A 23,430-nucleotide genomic window follows, 5' to 3' on the forward strand; every position below is an offset into this window, starting at 1 on the left:
CAGATTTTCAGTTTAGCCGCTCGATCATGTCCCTGCCTCTCCCTCAGTCCAAATCCGTCGCCCGTGCCCGTCGGCACGCGGCTGATGCGTTTGTGCTGGAGATGATGGAGCCGCGCATCTTGCTGTCTGGCGCTCCAGTGGACCTGCCGCAGCCGGTGGTGGCTCTGGCGATCACGCCGCCGCCTGATGCATCGACGGATCAGGTCGTGATGATGATTCCCGGCAGCACCTCGCTGAACACCGAGATCACCGCCACTCCGAGTGCCATTTTGTTACAGTCCGCTTTTGGTGAAACGGAAGCGCTCCCCGCTGCCACAGAGACCAAGTCGGAGCCGCTGGCTCCTGAAAATGCGGACCAGTCGGCTGGACACGAAACGGCCCAAGTCGCGGCTAAAGCCGATGAAGCAGCCGTTGAACCGCCACTTCCTGCCGCTCTTGAGGCGGGGCTGGATGACTCTAAAGCGCAACCTGCCAGCAACGCCATGACCGGTGAGCTGGTGGAAACGCTACGAGCAGCCAATGGCCCCCCGGCCGCTACCGCCTTCTCCTCTGACGTAACAAACAGCTCAAATTCAACGATTTATAAAACCAGCGAAACGGGTGCCCCATCCGGCTCGTTGTCCGTGCCTGCGCAACTCATCATCATTGATGGCGCAGTGAGCGGTTTTCGCCCCCTGATCGAAGGGCTGCAAAGTGGTAACAGCAACATCCAGGTGGTCGTTTTGGACACACAGTCCAACGGCATCCAGCAGATCACCGAGTTGCTGAAAAACTTCCGCAATCTCGATGCGATCCACATTTTGGCGCATGGCGGAGACGGTTCCCTGCGGTTGGGCAATCTGGTCCTCAATGATTCCAAGCTGGCCGAAAATGGACAGTCCATTGCCTCTTGGGGAGCGGCTTTGAAGTCCGGCGGTGACATTTTACTGTATGGCTGCGAGGTGGCTCAAAGTGACAAAGCTGCTCAATTCGTTTCACGGCTCGCGCAGGTCACGGGTGCCGACATTGCCGCCTCCACCAATGCCACCGGGGCTTCGAATTTGGGCGGCGACTGGCGGTTGGAGTATCAAACGGGAGCCATTGAGGCCGGGGTGCCGTTTGTCGCCGAGGCCATGGCCACTTACAGCAGCCTGCTCGATTCGCTGCCCACCCTGACCCTCAGCAGCGGCGATACGACCACCGTCACAGTCGGTTCCACGGTCACGGTCGGCATCGGCGGCACGAACTACACCAATCTCACCGTCACCGGCACGGCGGCGCTCAATGGCACGCTCGCCGTCAGCATCGCCAACGGCTTCAACCTCGCGGCCGGGCAAACTTTTGATATTTTGACGGCGGGCAGCGTGACCGGGGCCTTCACCAACGCCACCGGCCTCTTTAATAATGGCAGCTTCCGCCTCGAAATCGTCCAGGCCGCCGACAAGCTGCAACTGGTGGTCAAACAAGTTCCGGGCAACCCGCCGGGTCCAGTCGGCCTCCTCATCAATGCCGGGATCCAGGCCGCCAAGGACGCGCTGGGCAAGCTGTTCAGCGACTACTTCACCAACACCCCGCCGGTGACCGCCAGCCTCGATCTCGCTCTCAGCAGCTTCGTCACTCTGAGCGGCAGCTTTGGTGCGCAGAAGACCGGTAACCTGATCACATTGGTGGCACAAAATGCCACAGCGTTGCTCTCTGCCGGCGGTGCCTCGGCGGGCATCAGCGGGGCCAATCTCGCCGTCCTGCTCAACACCGATGGTACCCGCGTGGTGTATGGGACTGGCAATTTCTCGATCACCGCCGGGTCAAGTTTCGTCAATGCCACCGGCACCGTCACGGTCACCCAGAACACCACCGCTTCCGCCGCCAGCGCCCAGACCGTCACGGTCAGCGGAGTCTCGGTGAACATGCCCGCCATCGCCGCTGGCGCGGAAAGCCTCGCTGGCACCGGCCTGAACCTCGGGGTGAACGGCTTCGTCACCCTCGGCGGCGACTTCGGCTTCAAGCAGGGCACGAACTCGATCGAGATCGTCGCCAACAACGCCAGCGCACTTCTGACCACCGCCGCTGCCAGCATTGGCGTCAACAGCGCCACCTTCGGCCTGCTCCTTCCATCCACCGGCGGCATCGCCCTGAGCGCTTCGGGCACACCGGTGCTGAACCTGCCCACCACCTTTGCCTCGGTGGGTGCCACGAGTGTCGGTGTCGATTACAACTCCACCGGAGCGGCCATCAACCAGACCCTCACGGTCAGTGGCGTCAGCCAGGCACTCAGCCTGCCGACCGGGTCCATCGCCTCTCCTTATAATACCGTCACCGTCACCGGCTTCACGGCCAGCATCGCCGACTTCGTCACGCTTTCCGGCAACTTCGGCTTCCAGAGGAGCGGCACCGACCTCCTCGCCGCCGCCACGAACGCCACCGCCCGCCTCGAAGCCGGCAGTACCGTCAAAGCCGGTCTCACAGGAGCTACCGTCGGCCTCATCATCAAAGCCGACCAAAAATTCGCCCTGCAAACCACCGGCGGCGCGGTTTCGCTCGATCTGGGCAGTGGTTTCGCCTCTGCCTCGGCCACCAGCATCAACGTTGCCTATAATATCACCGGCGCGGATGTGAACACGGCCCTGTCCATCACTGCCGGCGGCTCGACGGTGTCCGCCAACGTGGTGGTGGCGAACGGAGCCAACGCGGTCAGCGTCACCGGCCTCGATGCCACGGTGTCCAACTTCGTCCGCATCACCGGCGACTTCGGCATGCTCAAGAACAGCGGCGATTTGATCATCGCGGGCAGCAACGCCAGCGCCGTTCTGGAATCCGGCACGATGAAAGCCGGTGTCAGCGGTGTGACCCTCGGCCTCATCGTCAAACCCGACTTCACCCTCGCCTTGCAGGCCAGCGGTGCCGCCCAGCTCACCCTCGGCAGCGGTTTTGCCTCTGCCGCGGCCACGAGCGCCAGCGTCTCCTATAATAATACCGGGTCGAATGTGAACCGCACTGCCGCCGTGGTCATCGGCAGCACCAGCGTGTCCGCACCGGTGGTCGTCAACAATGGCGTCACCACCGTCACCGTCACCGGGTTCCTCGCCACCTTGGTTGATTTCGTCACCCTCTCCGGCGACTTCGGCTTCCAGAAGGACAGCGGCGATCTGATCATCGCGGGCAGCAATGTCTCCGCCCGTCTTGAAGTCGGCAGCACGGTGAAAGTCGGCCTCAATGGCGCGACGGTCGGCATGATCATCCGTTCGAACCAAAAACTCGCCTTCGAGGCCAGCGGTGGTTCCGTTCTATTCAATCTCGGCTCCGGCTTCAGCAGCGCCACCGCCGCCAGCCTGAATGTCTCTTATAATAACACCGGCTCGGATGTCAGCACGAACGCCAGCGTGACAGTCGGCACCTCGACGGTGAGCGCTCCGGTCAATGTGCTCAATGGCGTGACTTCGGTGTCCGTGACCGGCCTCAGCGCGGTGGTTTCGAACTTCGTCACCCTGTCCGGCGACTTCGGCATGAAGAAAACCTCCGGCGGCGACCTGCAAGTGGCCGCCAGCAACGCCAGCGCCCGTCTCGAAGCTGGCAGCACGGTGAAGGCGGGCGTCACAGGTGCGACGATCGGCCTGCTCGTGAAGGCGGATCAAAAAATCGCCCTGCAGACCACGGGCGGCTCCGCTTCGCTGCTTTTCGGCAGCGGCTTTGCCTCAGCGACCGCCACCAGCGTGAACGTCTCTTATAATAACACCGGCGCGGATGTGAACACGACCGCCAGTGTTACCATCGGCGGCACCACGGTCAGTGGCGCGATCAACGTGACCAACGGCGTCACCTCCGTGGCCGTGACCGGGCTGGATGCGACGGTGGCCGAGTTTGTGACGATCAGTGGCGACTTCGGCGTCGAAAAGACCTCCGGTGGTGATCTTGAAGTGGTCGGCAACAATGTGGGTGCCCGTTTGGTGCTGGCGGGCGGCCTCGTCGATGTCGGCGTGACCGGGGCAAAGCTGGGATTGCTCGTGAAGGCCGATGAAAAAATCGCGCTGCAAACCACCGGCGGCGCCATGAGCCTCAATCTAGGCAATGGTTTCGCCACTGCTACAGCGACATCGGTGAACGTGCGCTTCAACAACACCGGAGCCCTCGTCAATGAAACGCTGAGCGTGACCGTCGGTGGCACCACGATCGACGCGGGCGTCAATGTGGCGAATGGCACGACCTCCGTCGTGGTTGGCGGCCTCAATGCCCAGATCGCCGGTTATGTCACGCTGAGCGGTGACATGGGCTTCAAGAAGAGCGCGAGCGGCCGGTTGATCGCCGCAGGCAGCAACGTCAGTGCGACGCTGAACGCCGGTTCCGTCGCCCAGGTCGGCGTGACGGGTGCGACAGTTGGTTTGATCGTCACGCCCGACCAGAAGATCGCCTTGCAGGCCACCAACGGAGCCGTGTCGATCAATCTGGGCAGCGGTTTCGCTTCAGCGACGGCCACCAGCGTGGGCGTTTCATACAATAACACAGGTGCTGATGTGAACACGACGATCACCGGTCTCGACGGCGTGATCAACGCTCCAGTGAACGTGGTCAACGGTGTCACCAGCGTGATCGTCACCGGTCTGAATGCCACGGTATCCGAGTTCGTGACCGTCGGCGGTGATTTCGGTGTCGAGAAGACTTCGGGCGGTGATTTGGAGATCGTCGGCAACAATGCCGGTGCCCGCCTGGTGCTGGCCGGTAATCTGGTCGATGTCGGTGTGACCGGTGCGATGCTGGGCCTGCTGATCAAGCCCGACCAGACCTTCGCGATCCAGACCACCGGCGGCGCGATGAGTCTGAACCTCGGCAATGGCTTTGCGACTGCCACGGCGACCTCGGTGAACGTGCGCTTCAACAACACCGGTGCGTTGGTGAATCAGACGCTGAGCGTCACGACCGGCGGGACGACGATCAACGCGGCAGTAAACGTCGCCTATGGCACGACCTCGGTGGTCGTTGGCGGACTCAACGCACAAATCGGCGGCTTCGTGACGCTGAGTGGTGACATGGGCTTCAAGAAGAGCGCCAGTGGCCGTTTGATCGCGGCAGGCAGCAATGTGAGCGCGACGTTGAATGCGGGAGCGGTGGCGCAAGTCGGCGTGACCGGTGCGACGGTCGGTTTGATCGTCACGCCAGACCAGAAGATCGCGTTGCAAGCCTCCAGCGGCGCGGCCTCGATCAATCTGGGCAGCGGTTTCGCCACGGTGACGGCGACAAGCGTCGGTGTGTCTTACAACAACACGGGAGCTGACGTGGCGACCACGATCACCGGCCTCGACGGCGTGATCAGTGCGCCGGTGAATGTAACCAATGGTGTGACGAGTGTGACGGTGACCGGCCTGAGCGCGGTGGTGTCCGAGTTCGTGACGGTCAGCGGGGACTTTGGCGTGGAAAAGACCGTCGGCGGTGACTTGGAGATCGTGGGCAACAACGCCAGCGCCCGTCTCATGCTGTCCGGCGGCTTGGTTGATGTTGGCGTGACGGGCGCGACGCTGGGCCTCCTCGTCAAAGCGGATCAAACTTTCGCGCTGCAAACGACCGGTGGTTCTCTGAACCTGAATCTCGGCAACGGCTTCGCCACGGCGACGGCTTCGACGGTGAACGTGCGTTTCAACAACACGGGAGCCCTGGTCAATGAAACGCTGAGCGTGACCGTTGGCGGCACCACGATCAACGCGGGCATCAACGTGGCGAACGGCACGACTTCGGTGGTCGTTGGCAACCTCAACGCGCAGATCGGCGGTTTTGTGACCTTGAGCGGCGACATGGGCTTCAAGAAGAGCGCTAGCGGCCGCCTCATCGCCGCAGGCAACAACATCAGCGCGACGCTAAATGCTGGCGCGGTGGTACAGGCCGGTGTCACGGGTGCGACGGCCGGTTTGATCGTCACGCCAGATCAGAAGATCGCATTCCAGACCACCGGCGGTTCCGCTTCGCTGAACTTCGGCAGCGGTTTCGCCATGGCGACCGCGACGAGCGTCAACGTCTCTTATAATAACACCGGTGCCGACGTGAACACGACCATCACCGGCCTCGGCGGTGCGATCAGTGCGCCGGTCAATGTGGTCGATGGAGTGACATCTGTCGTTGTCATCGGCCTGAATGCGCAGGTGGCGAACTTTGTGACACTCAGCGGGGACTTCGGCATCAAAAAGAATACCGGCGGCGATCTGGAAATCGCTGCCAACAACGCGGGCGCGACGCTCAACGCAGGCAGCGTGGTGCGGGCAGGTGTGACTGGCGCGACGATCGGCCTGCTGGTGAAGGCGGATCAGAAGATCGCCCTTCAGGCCACTGGCGGCACGGCCTCCCTCGATTTTGGCAGTGGTTTCGCCACCGCGACCGCCACCAGCGTGAACGTGTCCTACAACAACACCGGCGCGGATGTGGACACGACGGCGAGCGCGACGGTCGGTGGCACGACGGTCAGCGCGGATGTCAAAGTGCTCACCGGCGTGACTTCGGTCGTGGTGATCGGTTTGAATGCGCAAATCGCGAACTTTGTGACACTGAGCGGTGACTTTGGCATCAAGAAGACCACGGGTGGCGATCTCGAAATCGCGGGCAACAACGCCACGGCCCGCCTCGAAGCTGGCAGCGTGGTGAAGGCTGGTGTGACGGGGGCGACACTCGGTTTGCTCGTGAAGGCTGATCAGAAGATCGCGCTGCAAACCACCGGCGGCGCGGCATCCTTGATCCTCGGCAGCGGTTTCGCCTCGGCGACGGCGACGAGTGTGAACGTGTCTTATAATAACACGGGTGCTGATGTTAACACGACCGCGAGCGCAATAGTCGGCGGCACGACGATCAGCGCGGACATCGAAGTGCTCAACGGCGTGACCTCGGTCGTCGTGATCGGACTGAATGCTCAAGTGGCGAACTTTGTTTTCCTCAGCGGTGATTTCGGCATCAAAAAAACGACCGGTGGCGATCTCGAAATCGCAGGCAACAACGCCACGGCCCGCCTCGAAGCCGGCAGTGTGGTGAAGGCCGGTGTGACGGGCGCGACACTCGGTTTGCTCGTGAAAGCCGATCAGAAAATCGCGTTGCAGACGACCGGCGGCACGGCCTCGCTGATTTTGGGCGGCGGATTTGCCTCGGCGACGGCGACGAGCGTGAACGTGTCTTATAACAACACCGGAGCCGATGTTAACACGACCGCCAGCGTGACGGTCGGCGGAACGACCGTCAGCGGAGCGGTCAATGTGCTCAACGGTGTCACTTCGGTGGTGGTGACCGGCCTGGATGCCACAGTGGCGGAGTTTGTGACGCTCAGCGGTGATTATGGCATCGAGAAAACTGTCGGCGGTGATTTAGAGATCGTGGGCAACAACGCCAGCGCCCGCCTGGTGCTGGCCGGTGGGTTCGTGGATGTCGGCGTGACCGGCGCGACGCTGGGCCTGCTCATCAAGCCTGACCAGACCTTTGCGCTGCAAACGACCGGCGGCGCGCTGAACCTGAACTTGGGCAATGGCTTTGCGACCGCGACGGCCTCGACGGTGAATGTGCGCTTCAACAACACGGGGGCACTCGTTAATGAAACGCTGAGCGTGACAGTCGGTGGCACGACGATCAATGCCGGCGTCAACGTCGCCAATGGCACGACTTCGGTGGTGGTGGGCAATCTCAACGCGCAAATCGGCGGCTTTGTGACGCTGAGCGGAGACATGGGCTTCAAGAAGAGCGCCAGCGGACGCTTGATCGCCGCCGGCAGCAACGTGAGCGCGACGTTGAACGCAGGCTCGGTGGTGCAGGCCGGTGTGACGGGCGCGACGGTGGGATTGATCATCACGCCAGACCAGAAGATCGCGCTGCAGGCCACGGGAGGCACGGCGTTCCTGAATCTGGGGAATGGTTTTGCTTCAGCGACGGCGACGAGCGTGGGTGTGAGCTACAACAACACCGGCGCGGACGTGAACACGACGATCACCGGCCTTGATGGTGTCATCAGTGCTCCGGTCAATGTGGTTAATGGTGTGACCAGCGTCACAGTGACCGGCTTGAACGCGGTGGTGGCCGACTTTGTGGCGGTGAGTGGTGACTTCGGCATCGAGAAGACCACCGGCGGTGATTTGGAGATCGTGGGCAACAACGCCAGCGCCCGCCTGGTGCTGACGGGCGGCTTGATCAATGTCGGCGTGACCGGCGCGACGCTGGGCCTGCTCATCAAGCAGGATCAAACCTTCGCGCTGCAAACCACGGGCGGTGCGTTGAGCCTGAATCTCGGCAACGGCTTCGCGACTGCGACGGCGAGCACCGTGAATGTCCGCTTCAACAACACCGGCGCTCTGGTCAATCAAACGCTGGACGTGACGACGGGCGGCACGACGATCAGCGCGGGCATCAACGTGGCGAACGGCACGACCTCGGTGGTCTTGGGCGGCCTGAACGCGCAGATCGGCGGTTTCGTGACGCTGGTCGGCGACATGGGCTTCAGGAAGAGCGCCAGTGGTCGTTTGATCGCGGCTGGCAGCAATGTCAGCGCGACGTTGAACGCCGGCGCGGTGGTGCAGGTGGGTGTGACGGGCGCGACGATCGGTTTGATCATCACACCGGATCAGAAGATCGCGTTCCAGGCCACGGGCGGCACGGCTTCGATCAACCTGGGCGGCGGTTTCGCCACGGTGACCGCCACGGGAGTCGGTGTCTCTTATAATAACACCGGCGCGGACGTGAACACGACGATCACCGGTCTGGATGGCGTGATCAACGCACCGGTGAACGTGCTGAACGGCGTGACTTCGGTGGCGGTGACCGGCCTGAACGCGCAGATCGCGAATTTTGTGACCCTGAGCGGTGACTTCGGCGTGAAGAAGACTGTTGGCGGTGATCTTGAAGTGGTCGCCAGCAACGCGAGCGCGGCGCTCAATGTGGGCAGCGTGGTGCGCGCGGGAGTGACGGGCGCGACGATCGGTTTGCTCGTGAAGGCGGATGAGAAGATTGCGCTGCAAACCACGGGCGGTTCTGCTTCCTTCAATCTCGGCAGCGGTTTCGCATCTGCGACTGCGACGAGTGTGAACGTGGCCTACAACAACACCGGCGCGGATGTGAACACCACGGTGGGTGCGACGGTGGGCGGCATTGCGGTGACCGCTGGCATTGAGGTGGATGACGGCACGACGGCAGTGGTTGTGACCGGCTTGTCTGCCAGCATCGCGGATTACGTCACGTTGAGTGGCGACTTCGGCTTCCAGAAGAACAGCAACGGCGACCTGATCGTCGCGAGCAGCAATGCCTCCGCGCGTCTTGAAGTGGGTTCAGTGATCAAAGTCGGCGTGAACAACGCCACAATCGGTTTGATCGTCCTCGCCAATGAGAAGATGGCCTTCGAGGCCAGCGGTGGTTCGGCGATAGTGAGCCTGGGCAGCGGCTTTGCCTCCGCGACGGCGACGAGCGTCTCCGTCCAATACAACAACACGGGGGCAAACGTGAACACGACGGCGACGGTGTCGGTGGACGGCACCACGGTGAATGGAACGATCAATGTGGCGGATGGAGTGACGGCGGTGAGCGTCACGGGCTTGAATGCGACGATCAGCAGCTTCGTCACGCTGACGGGCGACTACGGCTTCAAGAAAACGAGCGGCGGTGATTTGCTCGTGGTGGCGCAAAATGCGGGTGCAACTCTGAACGCGGGAACAAGCATCCAGCTCGGCGTCAGCGGCGCGACGTTCGGCATGCTGGTGAAGGCAGACGGCAAGATTGCACTGCAGGCTGATGGCGCAGCCGTTCTGAACCTTGGTTCCGGCATCGCCTCTGCGACTGCCACGTCGGTGACGGTGTCTTATAACAACACCGGCGCGGATGTGGCGATGACGGCGACTGTTGGTGCGGTCTCGGCTCCGATTAACGTGCTGAACAACACCACGACGATCACGGCGACAGGCCTGAACGCGACGATCAGCCAGTTCGTGACGCTGACGGGCAACTTCGGCTTCCAGAAGACTGCGGGCGGCGACATCAACGTGACCGCGAACAGCGCGAGCGCCACGTTGACTGCGGGCAGCCTGAATATCGGCGTCACCAGCGCGGCGCTCGGCATGATCCTCAAGGCGGACGGCAAGATCGCCATGCAGGCCTCCGGCACGCTGGCGATGAACCTGGGCGCGGGCTTCGCAAGTGTCAGCGCCACGTCGGTGACGGTGGCCTACAACAACACCGGCGCGGATGTGAACACCACACTGACCGTCGGCACCGTAGCTGCGCCGATCAATGTGGCGAACAACACGACCGCGATCAGTGCCGTTGGTTTCCTGGCGACGATCAGCGAGTTTGTCACGATTAGCGGCAACTTCGGCTTCAAGAAGACCGCCGGCGGCGACATCGTGCTGGCCGCGACGGGCGCGAGCGCAAAATTGACCGCCGGATCGAGCATCGAGATCGGCGTGGGCAACGCCACCATCGGTTTGATCATCCAGTCGAACGGCAAGATTGCCCTTGATGCCTCGGGTGCTTTCGCGATGAACCTGGGCAGCAGCTTCGCCAGCGCGAGCGCGACGAGTGTCACGGTGAAATACAACAACACCGGCGCGGATGTGAACACGAGCGTCACGGTGGGCGCGGTGACGGCCACGATCAATGTCGCCAACGGTGTCACCGCGATCTCCACGACCGGATTCAGTGCGACGATCGTGACCTTCGTGACGATCACTGGCGATTTCGGCTTCAAGAAGACCACCGGCGGCGACATCATCGTGGTGGCGCAGAATGCGGCGGCGAATTTGACCGTCAGCGGCCTCTCGGTGGGTGTGACGGGCGCGACGCTGGGCCTGATCATCAAGCCGGACAGCAAGATCGCCCTGCAAGGCAGCGGTGCGCTGAATTTCAACCTCGGCACGGCCTTCGCGAGCGTGTCCGCAGTCTCAGCCGCGATCGCCTTTAATAATACCGGCGCGAATGTGAACACCACGGTGACCGTGGGCGCGGTGAGTGCGCCGATTGTCGTAGATGACAACACCGTGGCGGTGTCGATGATCGGCTTTGAGGCCACGATCTCCAACTTCGTCACCCTGAAGGGTGATTTCGGCTTCAAGAAGTCCGGCAGTGACATGGCGGTCGCGGTGAACGGCGCGAGCGCGACGTTGACAGTCGGTTCCTTTGAAGTGGGTGTGACAAGTGCCACGCTCGGCCTGCTGGTGACTGCAGCGGGCAAGATCGCGCTGCAAGCGAGCGGCGCGCCACGCTTGGTGCTGCCTGGCAACTTCAGCGCCATCTCCGCCACGAGCGTCACGGTCAGCTACAACAACACCGGCGCGGATGTGAACACGACGGTGATCATTGGCAGTGTCACTGCACCGATCGTGGTGACGAACAACACCACTTCGATCAGCGTCACCGGTTTTGAGGCCTCGCTGCTCGATTTTGTGACGGTGAAGGGCGACTTCGGCTTCCAGAAGAATGGCAATGACATGATCATCGCCGCTTCCGGTGCCAGCGCGACGCTGAAGGTTGGAACAACCGAGGTCGGTGTGAGCAACGCCACGCTGGGCCTCATCATCAAGGATGGCGGCGGCACGATTCTCCAGGCCAGCGGCGCGCCACGTCTCGTGCTGCCGGGTGATTTCGCCACGGTGACGGCCACCAGCGTCAGCGTCGCCTACAACAACACGGCTGACGCGGTGAACACGACGCTCAACGTCGGCGGCGTCAGCGCCACGGTGAATGTGGCCGCGAACACGACCGCGGTGACCGTGACCGGGCTGAATGCCACGATCACGAACTTCGTCACGATCACCGGCAACTTCGGCTTCAAGAAATCCGGCAGCGACATTGTGACCATCGCCACCAATGCGAGCGCGATTATGTCGGCTGCCGGATTCAGCGTGGGCCTCACGAGCGCCTCGCTGGCGTTGCTGCTGAAGTCGGACGGCTCGTTTGCCTTGCAGGCCAGCGGTACGCCGGTGCTGACGATCCCGGTGGACATGTCCAGCGTGCTCAGCCTGTCGATCACGACGCTATCAGTCGCTTATAACACCACAGGAACCGCGATTGACACGACGTTGACGGTGGGAGCGCTCAGCGCCCCGCTGAAGGTGAGCAGCGGCACGAAGGTCAATCCTTACCTCTCCATCGGTGGCAGTGCCTCCGTCACCATCGCGGGTTTCATCACGCTCACCGGCGACTTTGGCTTCACCAAGACGACCGACAGCGCTACGGATACCACGAAGATCAAGATCGGTGCCGCCAACGTGACGGGATTGGGTGACGGCGACAAATACAGCCTCACGGACGGCACGCTCGGCCTCGTCTTGTTCCGCAAGACCTCCAACAGCACCTCGCTGGGCTATGCGATGGAGGCTTCAACGACAGGGCGTCTGGCGGCATCCATTTTGAGCGCCGAGGCGACGGTGACGCTGCGCCGCAACACGACGACCTTCGCGGTGAACGAGCTGGTGCCGGTGCTCACGCGCCAAGTGCCCGTGGTGTTCAGCGCGACCGAGGTGGCGAAGAACGGCACGCCGTTTAACACCGTCGCGGTCTCCGATGCGATCATCAAGATCGGTGACATCACCATCAAGGGCAGCTACGCCAGCCAGCCGAACGGGCCAAACGGCGAAAGCATCACGACGATCACCAACGCCAGCCTCGAATTCGGCGATCCGGTGCTCTTCAAGATCACGGCGGCTTCGGTGACCTACAAATCATTCTCCACCTCGGTCACGCTCGGCGGTGTGACTTATGCGGATGGTGTGCAGCAGGTCATCATCACCGGTGGTGAGATCTTGCTGGGCGACGCGGTCATCCTGTCCGGCTCCTTCAACATCACCCGCAGCAAGACGCCGGGCACGGCGCTGACGAACGTGGCCTTCTCCGATCTCGGTGTCAGCCTCAAGCTGGGTGGCCGCGTGATGGTCACGATCGCCGGTGACGGCTCCTTCCACTACGGTGGCGCGAACGGCTTCAAGCTCGACAGCTTCGTGCCGACAACCTTTGACATTCTGCCTGATAGGCAGCCTGGCTACACACCACCAGCCCCTCCGGCGCCTCCTGCACCCGGAGCGCCACCAGCCGCGCCGCCTGCAGCAACGACACCGAAGAGTCCACCGAAGACCATCAAGCTCGGCCCGCTGACACTCACCAATCCCTCGGTGAAGCTTACCGATTTTGGTGTTGGCTTTGGAAGCGGAGCGAACTCCGGCAAGATCGCGCTCAAACTGGAAGTGAGCGTCGGAGTGGAGACGGCTTCGCTTGCCGGTCCCGGCGGCACGGGCGCGAGCGTCAGCGACGGCACGGACGCGGACAAGTTTGGCATCGCCGGCATCTTCACGATGGATTTGTTCATCGATCCTGCGAACGGCTTTGCGCCCTCAGGCGCGGATCTGGGCAGCTTCTCGCTGGAGATCGACCAGTTCGAGCTGAATCTCGGTAGCTTCCTGGTGCTGAAGGCCAACGGCTTCGAGTTCAATCCCGACGCGGCGGCCAATGAGGCCATGTTCTCGTTTACCAGCCTGGAAGTCCTGGTGAAGGCTGGTCCGATCGCCATCGGCGGCGGCGCGAGCAATTTCTCGATCATGGGCGACGGCAGCTTCGTGGCCGGTCCGAACTTCGCCATCACACTGGCCGTGGGCGACGCGGATGCCGCCTCCACCTTGAAGACGCCGGCGTGGATGCCGCTCAAGAGCCTGCGCGTGACGCTGAAATGGGAGGGCAGCAACTTCAACACCGACCCGTCGAAGTTCCTCATCGTCGTGGACGCGCAGGTGGCCTCGCTGCAGGGCATGTCCGGCCTTTCGATCTCAGGTGGTGTGACCGGCCTGACCATCGACGTGGCGTTGCTCGCCGCCGGTGAGTTCCCGATCATCGGTATCGACTCCTTCAATGTGGGCGTCTCAGGCAACGCGTTTGGCGGCCAGGTCAAGGGCGCGCTGGTGATGGGCGTGGTGAAGCTCGACGCCGACTACAACATCATCCCGTCCGGCTCCAACACGGCGGTGGCGCGGCGCTTCTTCTACGGTGGCATCCAGGGCGCGATCACTATCGCGGGTCTGGGCTCGGTGGAGATGCGCATGGGCTTCTCGGACTTCGGGCCGCTGTCCTTTTTCATCAGCGCGGGCATTCCGATCATCCTTGATCCCCAAAGCGGCTTGGCGATCACCGATCTGCGCGGCGGTTTCGACTTCGGGGCCGCGCTCGAAGATCCCACGGTGTATGAGCTGGACTCGAACGGGCAGCAGGTGATCGACCCGACCACCGGCGTGGCGAAGATCGACGCGAAGGCGAGCGCCTTCGCCCTGCGCCCGCTGGCGCAGGCGAACACGCCCACCACCACCACGCCCGCTCAGTGGGAGACGATGCTCAAGCAGCAGATCGCCACGATCATCAAGAACGCCGGGGGCAGCAGCGTGAGCTTCAGCGATCTCGCCAAGAACATGGTCATCCACGCCGGGGCGACTTTGTATGATGCCTACGCGTCGAAGCAGACCTTCCGCGCGGAGGTGGACCTGGCCATCGACATCACCGGCAAGATTCTGCTCACCGGCAAGGTCATCTTTGCCGACAACATCACGATGGACGGCTATTTCTACGCGGACCTTAGCAAGGTCGCGAGCGGGTCGGGCCGGTTCCTCTTCCTGTTCGACAGTCCTGGCATGCCAAACCGGGACAATGGCGGCATCAGCTACTACGGCCTGCTCGACTTTGGTCTGGTGGACAGCACCGGCAAGCGATTGGCGGCCGCCGAGCTGGAGGACAAGTATTACATCGTCAAAACGACCCGTGACACCTTCACCTGGAGCTCCAGCACCAGCCGCACACTGGTTCTCGATCGCACGCCGATCACCACCGGCGCCACATTCACCGTCACCGTGGGCAGCCTGCATCTCGCGCCAAGCGGCTACACTCTGACCAATGGCAACACGATCACCCTGACGAACGCACCGGCTGATGGCGAGAGCATCGCGGTCGATTACAGCTACAAGGACGTCTATGGCCTCGACGCCAACGGTGACCCGATCGCCAATCCGAACTCCACGGTGCCCACACCGGATGGATTCCAGATTCTCATCGCCGGCGGAGCGCGTCTGGACCTCTTCAACAATTCGCTCTTCGTGCAGTTCTCCGGTCAGGTCACGCTGACCTTCACCTCCACCGAGTTCACCGTGGATGTGGAGGCCACGATGGAGACGAGCCTGCTCGGCGTGATCGGCGTGGCCGCCGGCCGTCTGACGGTGCGTTACGGCGGTGGCTTTGCCATCTACGGCGCGGTGAAGATCGCCACGGGCGACGGACTGCGGAAGCTGGAGGACTACGGCATCAAGATTCAGGCGCAGCTCACCATCACCATCAATACCACTTCCACCGAGAAGGATGTCGATCTGCGTCTGCCCGCGACGAAGCGGGCATTCACCACTGACAACTTCACGTTGGCGGCTGGCGACTTCCCGACGCTCTACATGAGCCACTCGTTGCAGGACGGCGGTCATTTGACGGTGACAGAGGACGGCACCACCACGCTGGTGGAAGGCGTCGATTATGCGTTCGATGTCTATAACTCAGCCGTCACGCTGCTCAGCGGCACATCGTCAGGCAGGTCCATCACGCTGGCTTATGACTCGAAGGATTATCTGGCTCTGCATCTCAAGGCCGCGCCCCAGTCCCTGAACATTGTGGCCTCCGCGCTCGCCGTCTTCTCTATCGGTGGCACCGAGTTCTTCCGCATGCAGGGCGGCCTTTCGATGACCATCGGCAGCCAGGGCTTCAGCTTGATATTGGTAGGCAAACTCATGGTCGGCCCTGCAGGCAGCCCATTCCTGACCTTCAATGCCACGGCACTCGTCTTTGCCGGTGTGTATGACGGCACGCTGGGCTTTGCGGCCATGTTCCAAGCCTCGCTCAATGCGAATCTCGGGCCGTTCGCCATCCAGGGTGACTTCCTGGTGCAGGTCAACACCTTTGGCAAAGCGGTCGTGTTCGACATTCCGAACGTCAATCCGGCCTTCCCGACCATCCGTGACGAAAACGGCCAGACTATCGAGAAGACGCGTCAGGATGTCGTCATCCTCCGCAATGCCGACGGTTCGCCACAGCTCGACGCGAATGGCAACGTGATGACAGCGCCAGTGACGCTGCGCACGGTGTCGATCTCCGGCGGCGCACCACGTCTGCTGGGTGGTTTCGAGGATGACGCGCCATACTTCGTGCTGCGTGGCAAGGGATCCATGGACCTGATCACCTCCAAGCTCGGCGGTCAGATTTATATCAGCCTGACCCCAAGCAAGTTCCACATCAACATGTCAGGTGAGATCACCGCTGCGGGCAACAGCTTCTTGGCGGCCGGGGATTTCAATCTGGTTTACGGAGCCGGAACCTTCTATGTGTTTGGCGGAGTGCTGGCGAAGCGGAAGCAGGGCAGTGGCGATCCACTGGAGTCCTTCGGCATCTCGGTTTCCGGCGCCGGGGTCATCCTGCTGAACACTGACACCGTCAGCCACCGCGTGACCTTGATCACACCGGCCATTGCGGGCAATCCGGGCACTCCGGCGGGTGTGCAGGAGATCGATGTGAATCCTGGCTTCGTCTTCAAGGCATCTGTGGTGGCGAGCTTCCGCATCGTCGGTGGCATGGAGCTTTTCCGCATCGAGGGCACGCTGATCATGGAGATCTCCACTGGCCCTGTCGGCTTCAAGCTGCTGATCCAGGGCTCCATGAAACTGGGTCCGGACAGCCACCCGCTCTTAACCTTCAACGCCAACGCAGTCATCTATGCGGGCCAGCTTAAGAGCGGCGCGGTGGGCTTCGCGGCGATGATCCACGTCGGCCTCGACGCTAGCGCCATCCCCGGGGTGACTCTTTCCGGTGGCTTTGTGTTCATAACCAACACCTTCAGCGAGGATGTCACCTTCGACATTGGCGAGAAGGATGATCCGAACTTCCAAGTGCCAACGATTGTCGATGAAAAGGGCAATAGCATCGAAACCGAGCGCAACACCTTCAAGCAGGCCGTTGATAGCAACGGTGCTCTACGATTTGATGCCAATGGCGATCCGATCTGGGAACTCGACGGCAATGGCGACAAGATTCCGAAAATCTACCGCCAGGTCATCGTCACAGGCGGCGCTCCGAACCTGACAGGCGGCTTTGAAAGCCCTGCTCCTTACGTCTTCATCCGCGGCTTCGGCGAGGTGAGCATCTTCGGAGCTTTCAAGTTCAGCGGCGGCTTTGGCATCTTGCTCACCCCGACGAAATTCCAGCTCAGCGTCAACGCCAGCCTGTCCCTCGGGCCGTTTGGTAGCCTGCAAGGCAACGGCTTCATGGAGCTCAGCGCCAACGGTGTCATCGGTGCCTTCTCGCTCAGCGTCGGCTCCGGCGGCTTTGGTTCGCTCATTGGCCTGGAGTTCAGCGCCACCTACATGTTTGCCGTCAACACCATCGGAGAAACAAGGACCGTGGTCTTCCTCGACGGCAGCACGCTGGTGGTGAATCCCGGTGTGCGCGTCAAGGTGGACGGCACCATCACTTTCATCAAACTGCTCGACGCGGAAGCGCATGTGGACATCCAGTTCTCCGGCAATGCCTGGCGCATGGACGGCTACGCCGCACTGAATCTGGCTGGCGGCCTCATCAACCAGTCCATCGAACTGCATGTCAGTGTCAGCGACAAGGGCTTCGTTCTCGTCACGGAGATGAACTCCCGCACCAATCTGGGTGGCGTGATCAAGATCAGCGCCACCGGCAAGCTCTACATCAACACCGGCAGCGAAGACCTCATGTTCACCCTGGCGAACGGCAGCCAGGTCAAGGTCTTCGCCAACTCCGTCTATTTCAAGCTCAGCGGCCAGATGGTCGTGCTCGAAATTTTCAAAATGAGCATCACCATCACCGCGCAAGTGGGTGGTGAGTTTATCAAGCCTGGCACGGACCCCTTGGATCCTCGGACCCCTCCGATTCGGTTGGCGAAAGGTGACTGGGCTTTCAGCTTCAGTTCCTCGACTTCCTTCTTCTTCTTCGGCGGAGTCAGCGTGAGCGGCTACATCATGTCGAACGGATCATTCTCCGTCGACATGAGTGGCGGCATCTCTGTGGGGAATGGCTTCTTCGGCTTCTCCGCAGGTGTCAGTGCTCACATTGGATACGATGCGGACTCGGGTGCCTTCAGCTTTGGCGCCTCAGCCCATGGTTCGATGCACATCGTTGGCATCGGTTTCGGCTTCTCGGCAGGGTTTGGCTATAACTCGGCAACAGGTCGGATCACGGTGCGTGGCTCCATCACACTCGATTTCTGGCTCTTCTCGATCACCTTCAGCGCCACCTTCACCGTTGGATATTTGGAGAAGCCCGTTCCTGCTTACCTCGCCACCGACAGCAATGGCCGCCGTCTGGCCGACGGCTCTGGAGCCGGACCTTCTGGCAAGCTGTATCTCACCACAGGCGATGGTCCTACCCGCAACTACCGCAAAGGCGACAACGATGCCACCTACTCAGTCAGCCATGTCAGCACCCAGGCGGACGGCACTGAGACTGTTCTGGTCACCTATCTTGGTCGCAGCGCCGAGTACTATGGCGTCAGAGAAATCATCATGAACGGTGATGATGGCAACGAAACGCTGTATGTGCATGACGGCGTGGTTTCTCCGCTCACCATCAATGGCGGCGGGGGCGACGATGAATTCTACATCGATGGTGGCAGCACCAATGTGGCCAACATCATCAACGGTGGCGGTGGCAACGACTATGTGAACATTGGGGCGACCAACGGGAACATCCGTTATGTGATCAGCGGTGGCTCCGGTATCAACACTCTCACTGGTGGCATCGGCAATGACACGATCTATGCCGGTCCGGATGTGGATTACATCACAGGCAATCTTGGCGCAGACACCATCTACACCGGCACGGGCAAGGCTTACATTCTGGGTGACCTTGGCGTTATCCGTGTGGCGCAGGGTTCCTCCTTTCCTGCGGTGATCAACTCCGGTCAGCAACTGCCACGTGCCCCGGGTGATCCTGATGACACCTTCGATTTCAATTACAACAGCGGCGCGGCCGACACCATCTACGCCAAAACCGGCACCAACTATATCTTTGGCGGTGCTGGCAATGACCGCATCTACGGCGGCGGCACCAACCATGTGGTGGGTGACAACGGCTACATGCAGTTTGATGCCCAAGGCAAAGTCACCAAGATCGCCGCAGAAGGCACGGCTGGTGGTGATGACTACATCGACAGCGCTGGTGCCTCGACCGTGAACGTCATGCTCGGCGGCTCCGGCGCCGACACCATCCTTGGCGGCAGCGCCTCCGATGTCGCGCTTGGCGACAACGGCTTTGCCACCTTCTACAGCTCCGGCAAACTCAGTGGCATCACGAGCGTCGCGGGAGCGGACTTCAACGACATCCTCAACCTCGGTGATGGCATCAACGTGGCCTTCGGTGGCAGCGGCAATGACAACATCGGCGGTGGCAAAGACCAGGACATCTTCGGTGGTGACAACGGGTCGGCATCCTTCGACACCAACGGCACGCTCATCAGTTTCACCGATCCCGGCACCGGTGGTGACGACATCCTGACCGCTGGGGCTGGCAACAACGTTCTCATCGGCGGCGGCGGCAACGACACGATCAATGGGGCCGAGGGCCACGACATCATCATCGGCGACGAGGGCACGGCGAACTTCAATTCCGGCGGCTTCCTCATCAACATCACCACCATCAACCATTCCAACGGCGGCAATGACATCCTTGGCGGCGGGGATGGCAACAACGTCATTCTTGGCGGCTTCGGCGCAGATACGATCACCCTGGGCGTCGGTTATTCAGTGGTGATCGGTGACAACGGTTCCGCCACGATGAGCAATGTCGGCGTTCTTGGCACCATCACCACGCTCGACCCGTCCATCGGTGCTGCGGACACCATCACCGGCGCGAATGGCAACAACGTCATCTTCGGCGGTGCAGGCGCTGACATCATCAACGTCAACGACCTCGGCGATGTGATCCTCGGCGACCACGGCAGCGCCATCTTCAACGCCGCCGGCCTGCTGCTTTCCCTGACCTCCAGCAATCCGAATGATGGCGACGCCGACCTCATCACCACCGGCATCGGCTCCAATGTCATCATCGGTGGTGTCGGCGCGGATCAAATCACCGCCGGCATCGGCAACAACATCATCCTTGGCGACAGCGGCCAGGCGAGTTTTAACGCCGTCGGCGGCAAGAGCATCCTCGCCAGCGTCGCCACCACGGACTTCGACATCGGCGCGGCTGACCGCATCATCTCCGGCAACGGCAAGAACATCGTCTTTGGCGGCGCAGGTGCTGACAACCTCAGCAGCGGCGCTGGCTTCAGCATCCTGGCCGGTGACAATGCCTCCGCGCTCTTCGACGCCACCGGCCTGCTCGTCTCGATTCAAACCGAGCAGCCCACAGTCGGCAACGGTGACACGATTCGCTCGACCGACGGTCGCACCATCGTGCTCGGCGGCGCAGGCGTGGATGACATCGCCACCGGACGTGGTGATGACGTGATTTTGGGCGACCACGGCAAGGCCACCTTCGTCACCTCGGGCACCACGCCGTCCAGCATCGGCACCATCGTCTTCAGCAACGACGGCATCCTGACCACCATCACCACCACCCAGCCTGAAATCGGCGCGAATGACATCGTCACTGGTTCGGATGGCTTCAATGTCATCGTCGGCGGTCTCGGCGCGGACCAAATTACCGGTGGTGCAAACCGCGACATCGTCATTGGCGACAACGGTCGCGCTAATTTCGACAACACGGGTGTCCTTGTTCTCATCGAGAGCACCGACGCGGCGCTCGGCGGTGATTCCATCGACAACATCATCGTCGGCAACGGTCCCGACATCGTCATCGGCGGCAACGGCGCCGACAACATCCAGGCTGCGGGTGACATCTCCGACGACATCGTCATCGGCGACAACGGGAAGGCCACCTTCGACAGCACCAATGGCGTCAGCGTCCTGCGTGACATCATCAGCACGGATCCTGATCTCGGCGACAATGACACCATCAACACAGGCGACGGCTACAACATCGTCATCGGCGGCTTTGGCACCGACGGCATCACTGGTGGCGCTCACACCGATGTCATCCTTGGTGACAACGGTCATGCGGTCTTCAATGCCGATGGTGTCCTGACCTTCATCACCACCACCAGCCCCGCCATTGGTAATGGCGACATCATCACCTTCGGTGCCGGTGGCAATACTGTTTTCGGCGGTGCCGGTTCGGACACGCTCACCGGCCTGGAAGGCACCGACGTCATCGTCGGCGACAATGGCAACGCCACTTTCACCGACGCCGGCCTCCTGACTTTCATCACCACCAGCGATGTCACCATCGGCGCGGCTGACATCATCAGCACCGGCGCAGGCTTCAACACGGTCCTCGGTGGTTTTGGCAAGGACAACATCACCGGTGGTGTGAACACCGACGTGATCATCGGCGACCATGGCAATGCCACCTTTGACCCCGCCAGCGGCGAAAGCATCATTCGCGACATCATCAGCACCGAAACCACCGATGGCGATGACGACATCATCACCGTCGGTGACGGCTTCAATGTGATCATCGGCGGCTTCGGGGCCGATCAGGTCAATGGTGGTGCCGGTGACGATGTCATTCTCGGCGACAACGGCCACGCCGTCTTCAATGCCACCGGCATTCTGACCTACATCACCACCATCGAACCCACCGTCGGCGGAAATGACATCATCATGGTCGGCGACGGCAACAACACCGTCCTCAGCGGCTTCGGCGCAGACGAAATCACCGGCGGTGTCGATGGTGATGTCGTCATCGGTGACCACGGCAATGCCACCTTCACTGATGCAGGCATCCTGACCTTTATCACCACCACCCAGCCCGGCATTGGCGGCGACGACATCATCAAGGTGGCGGACGGCTTCAACGTCATCCTTGCTGGCTTTGGCGCCGATCAGGTCACCGGTGGTGACGACCGCGACGTGGTGCTCGGTGACAACGGTAATGCGACCTTCACCACCGCGGGCATCCTGACCTACATCACCACCACCGAGCCAACCATTGGCAATGACGACATCATCAAGACGGGTGACGGCGACAACATCGTCATCGGCGGCTTCGGTGCTGACCAGGTCACCGGCGGCGATGACCGTGACATTGTCTTGGGCGACAACGGCAACGCGACCTTCACCACCGCGGGCATTCTCACCTTCATCACCACCACTGAGCCGACCATTGGCAATGATGACATCATCAAGACTGGTGACGGCGACAACATCGTCATCGGCGGCTTCGGGGCGGATCAAGTCACAGGGGGTGCGGACCGCGATGTGGTATTGGGCGACAACGGCAACGCGACCTTCACCACCGCTGGCATTCTGACCTACATCACCACCACCGAGCCGACCATTGGCAATGATGACGTCATCAAGACCGGTGACGGCGACAACATCGTCATCGGCGGCTTTGGCAAAGACGAAATCACCGGCGGAGACGGTCGTGACGTGGTGCTCGGTGACAATGGCAACGCCAGTTTCGACACCACGGGTGTCCTCACCTTCATCACCACCAGCGATCCTTCCATTGGCAGCGATGATGTCATCGTCACCGGCAACGGCTTCAACGTCATCTTTGCCGGCATCGGCGCTGACCGCGTGACCGGCGGCACCGGCCGCGACGTGGTCCTCGGCGACAACGGCAATGCCACCTTCGACAGCACCGGCGGCCAGAGCATCCTGCGTGACATCATCAGCACCGAGACCGACATCGGCGGCGCTGACATCATCGACGGCGGCACCGGTAATAACATCATCCTCGGCGGCACCGCCAATGACACCATCACCACCGGCGGCGGCGATGACATCGTGCTGGGCGACAGCGGCCACGCCGTCTTTAACGCCGTCGAAATCCTCACCTACATCACCACCATTACTCCTACCATCGGTGGCGACGACATCATCAACGTTGGCGATGGCTTCAACATCGTCTTCGGTGGCTTTGGCAAGGACAACATCACTGGCGGCGATGGTGTGGATCTGGTCCTGGGCGACAACGGCTACGCCACCTTCAACGATCTCGGTGCTCTAACCTACCTGACCACCACCGACCACACCATCGGTGATGACGACAGGATCTTCACCAACGGTGGGGATGACTTGATTTTTGGCGGCACCGCCAATGATTACATCGACAGCGGCAGTGGGGATGACACTGTCTTTGGGGACTTTGGCTACTTCAGTCTCGAGAAATTGAATGATCCGTACGTTTTTCATCCCCGCGGAGCGGATGTGCTGGAGGAGGAGACCGGCGGCAATGACACCATCTTCGGCGGTTCCGGTAAAGATTACATCCTTGGCGAAGGCGGCGACGACACCATCGATGGCCAGGCTGGCGACGACTCCATTTTTGCCGGCTATGGCTCTGACATTCTGCACGGCGGCGATGATAATGACATGATGCTCGGCGGACCCGGTGGCGACGTCTTCGACAGCG

Annotated in this window: 1 protein-coding gene; it reads left to right on the forward strand. The window is 61.5% G+C overall.

From position 1 onward, the window contains the following. Positions 1–26: 26 nt before the first annotated feature. The coding region (locus ACKVY0_RS12235) for a DUF4347 domain-containing protein (RefSeq protein ID WP_409215102.1) at positions 27–23,430 on the forward strand (23,404 nt) is incomplete at its 3' end.

Source organism: Prosthecobacter sp., from assembly GCF_046154365.1.
In the GTDB taxonomy this organism is placed as follows: Bacteria; Verrucomicrobiota; Verrucomicrobiia; order Verrucomicrobiales; family Verrucomicrobiaceae; genus Prosthecobacter.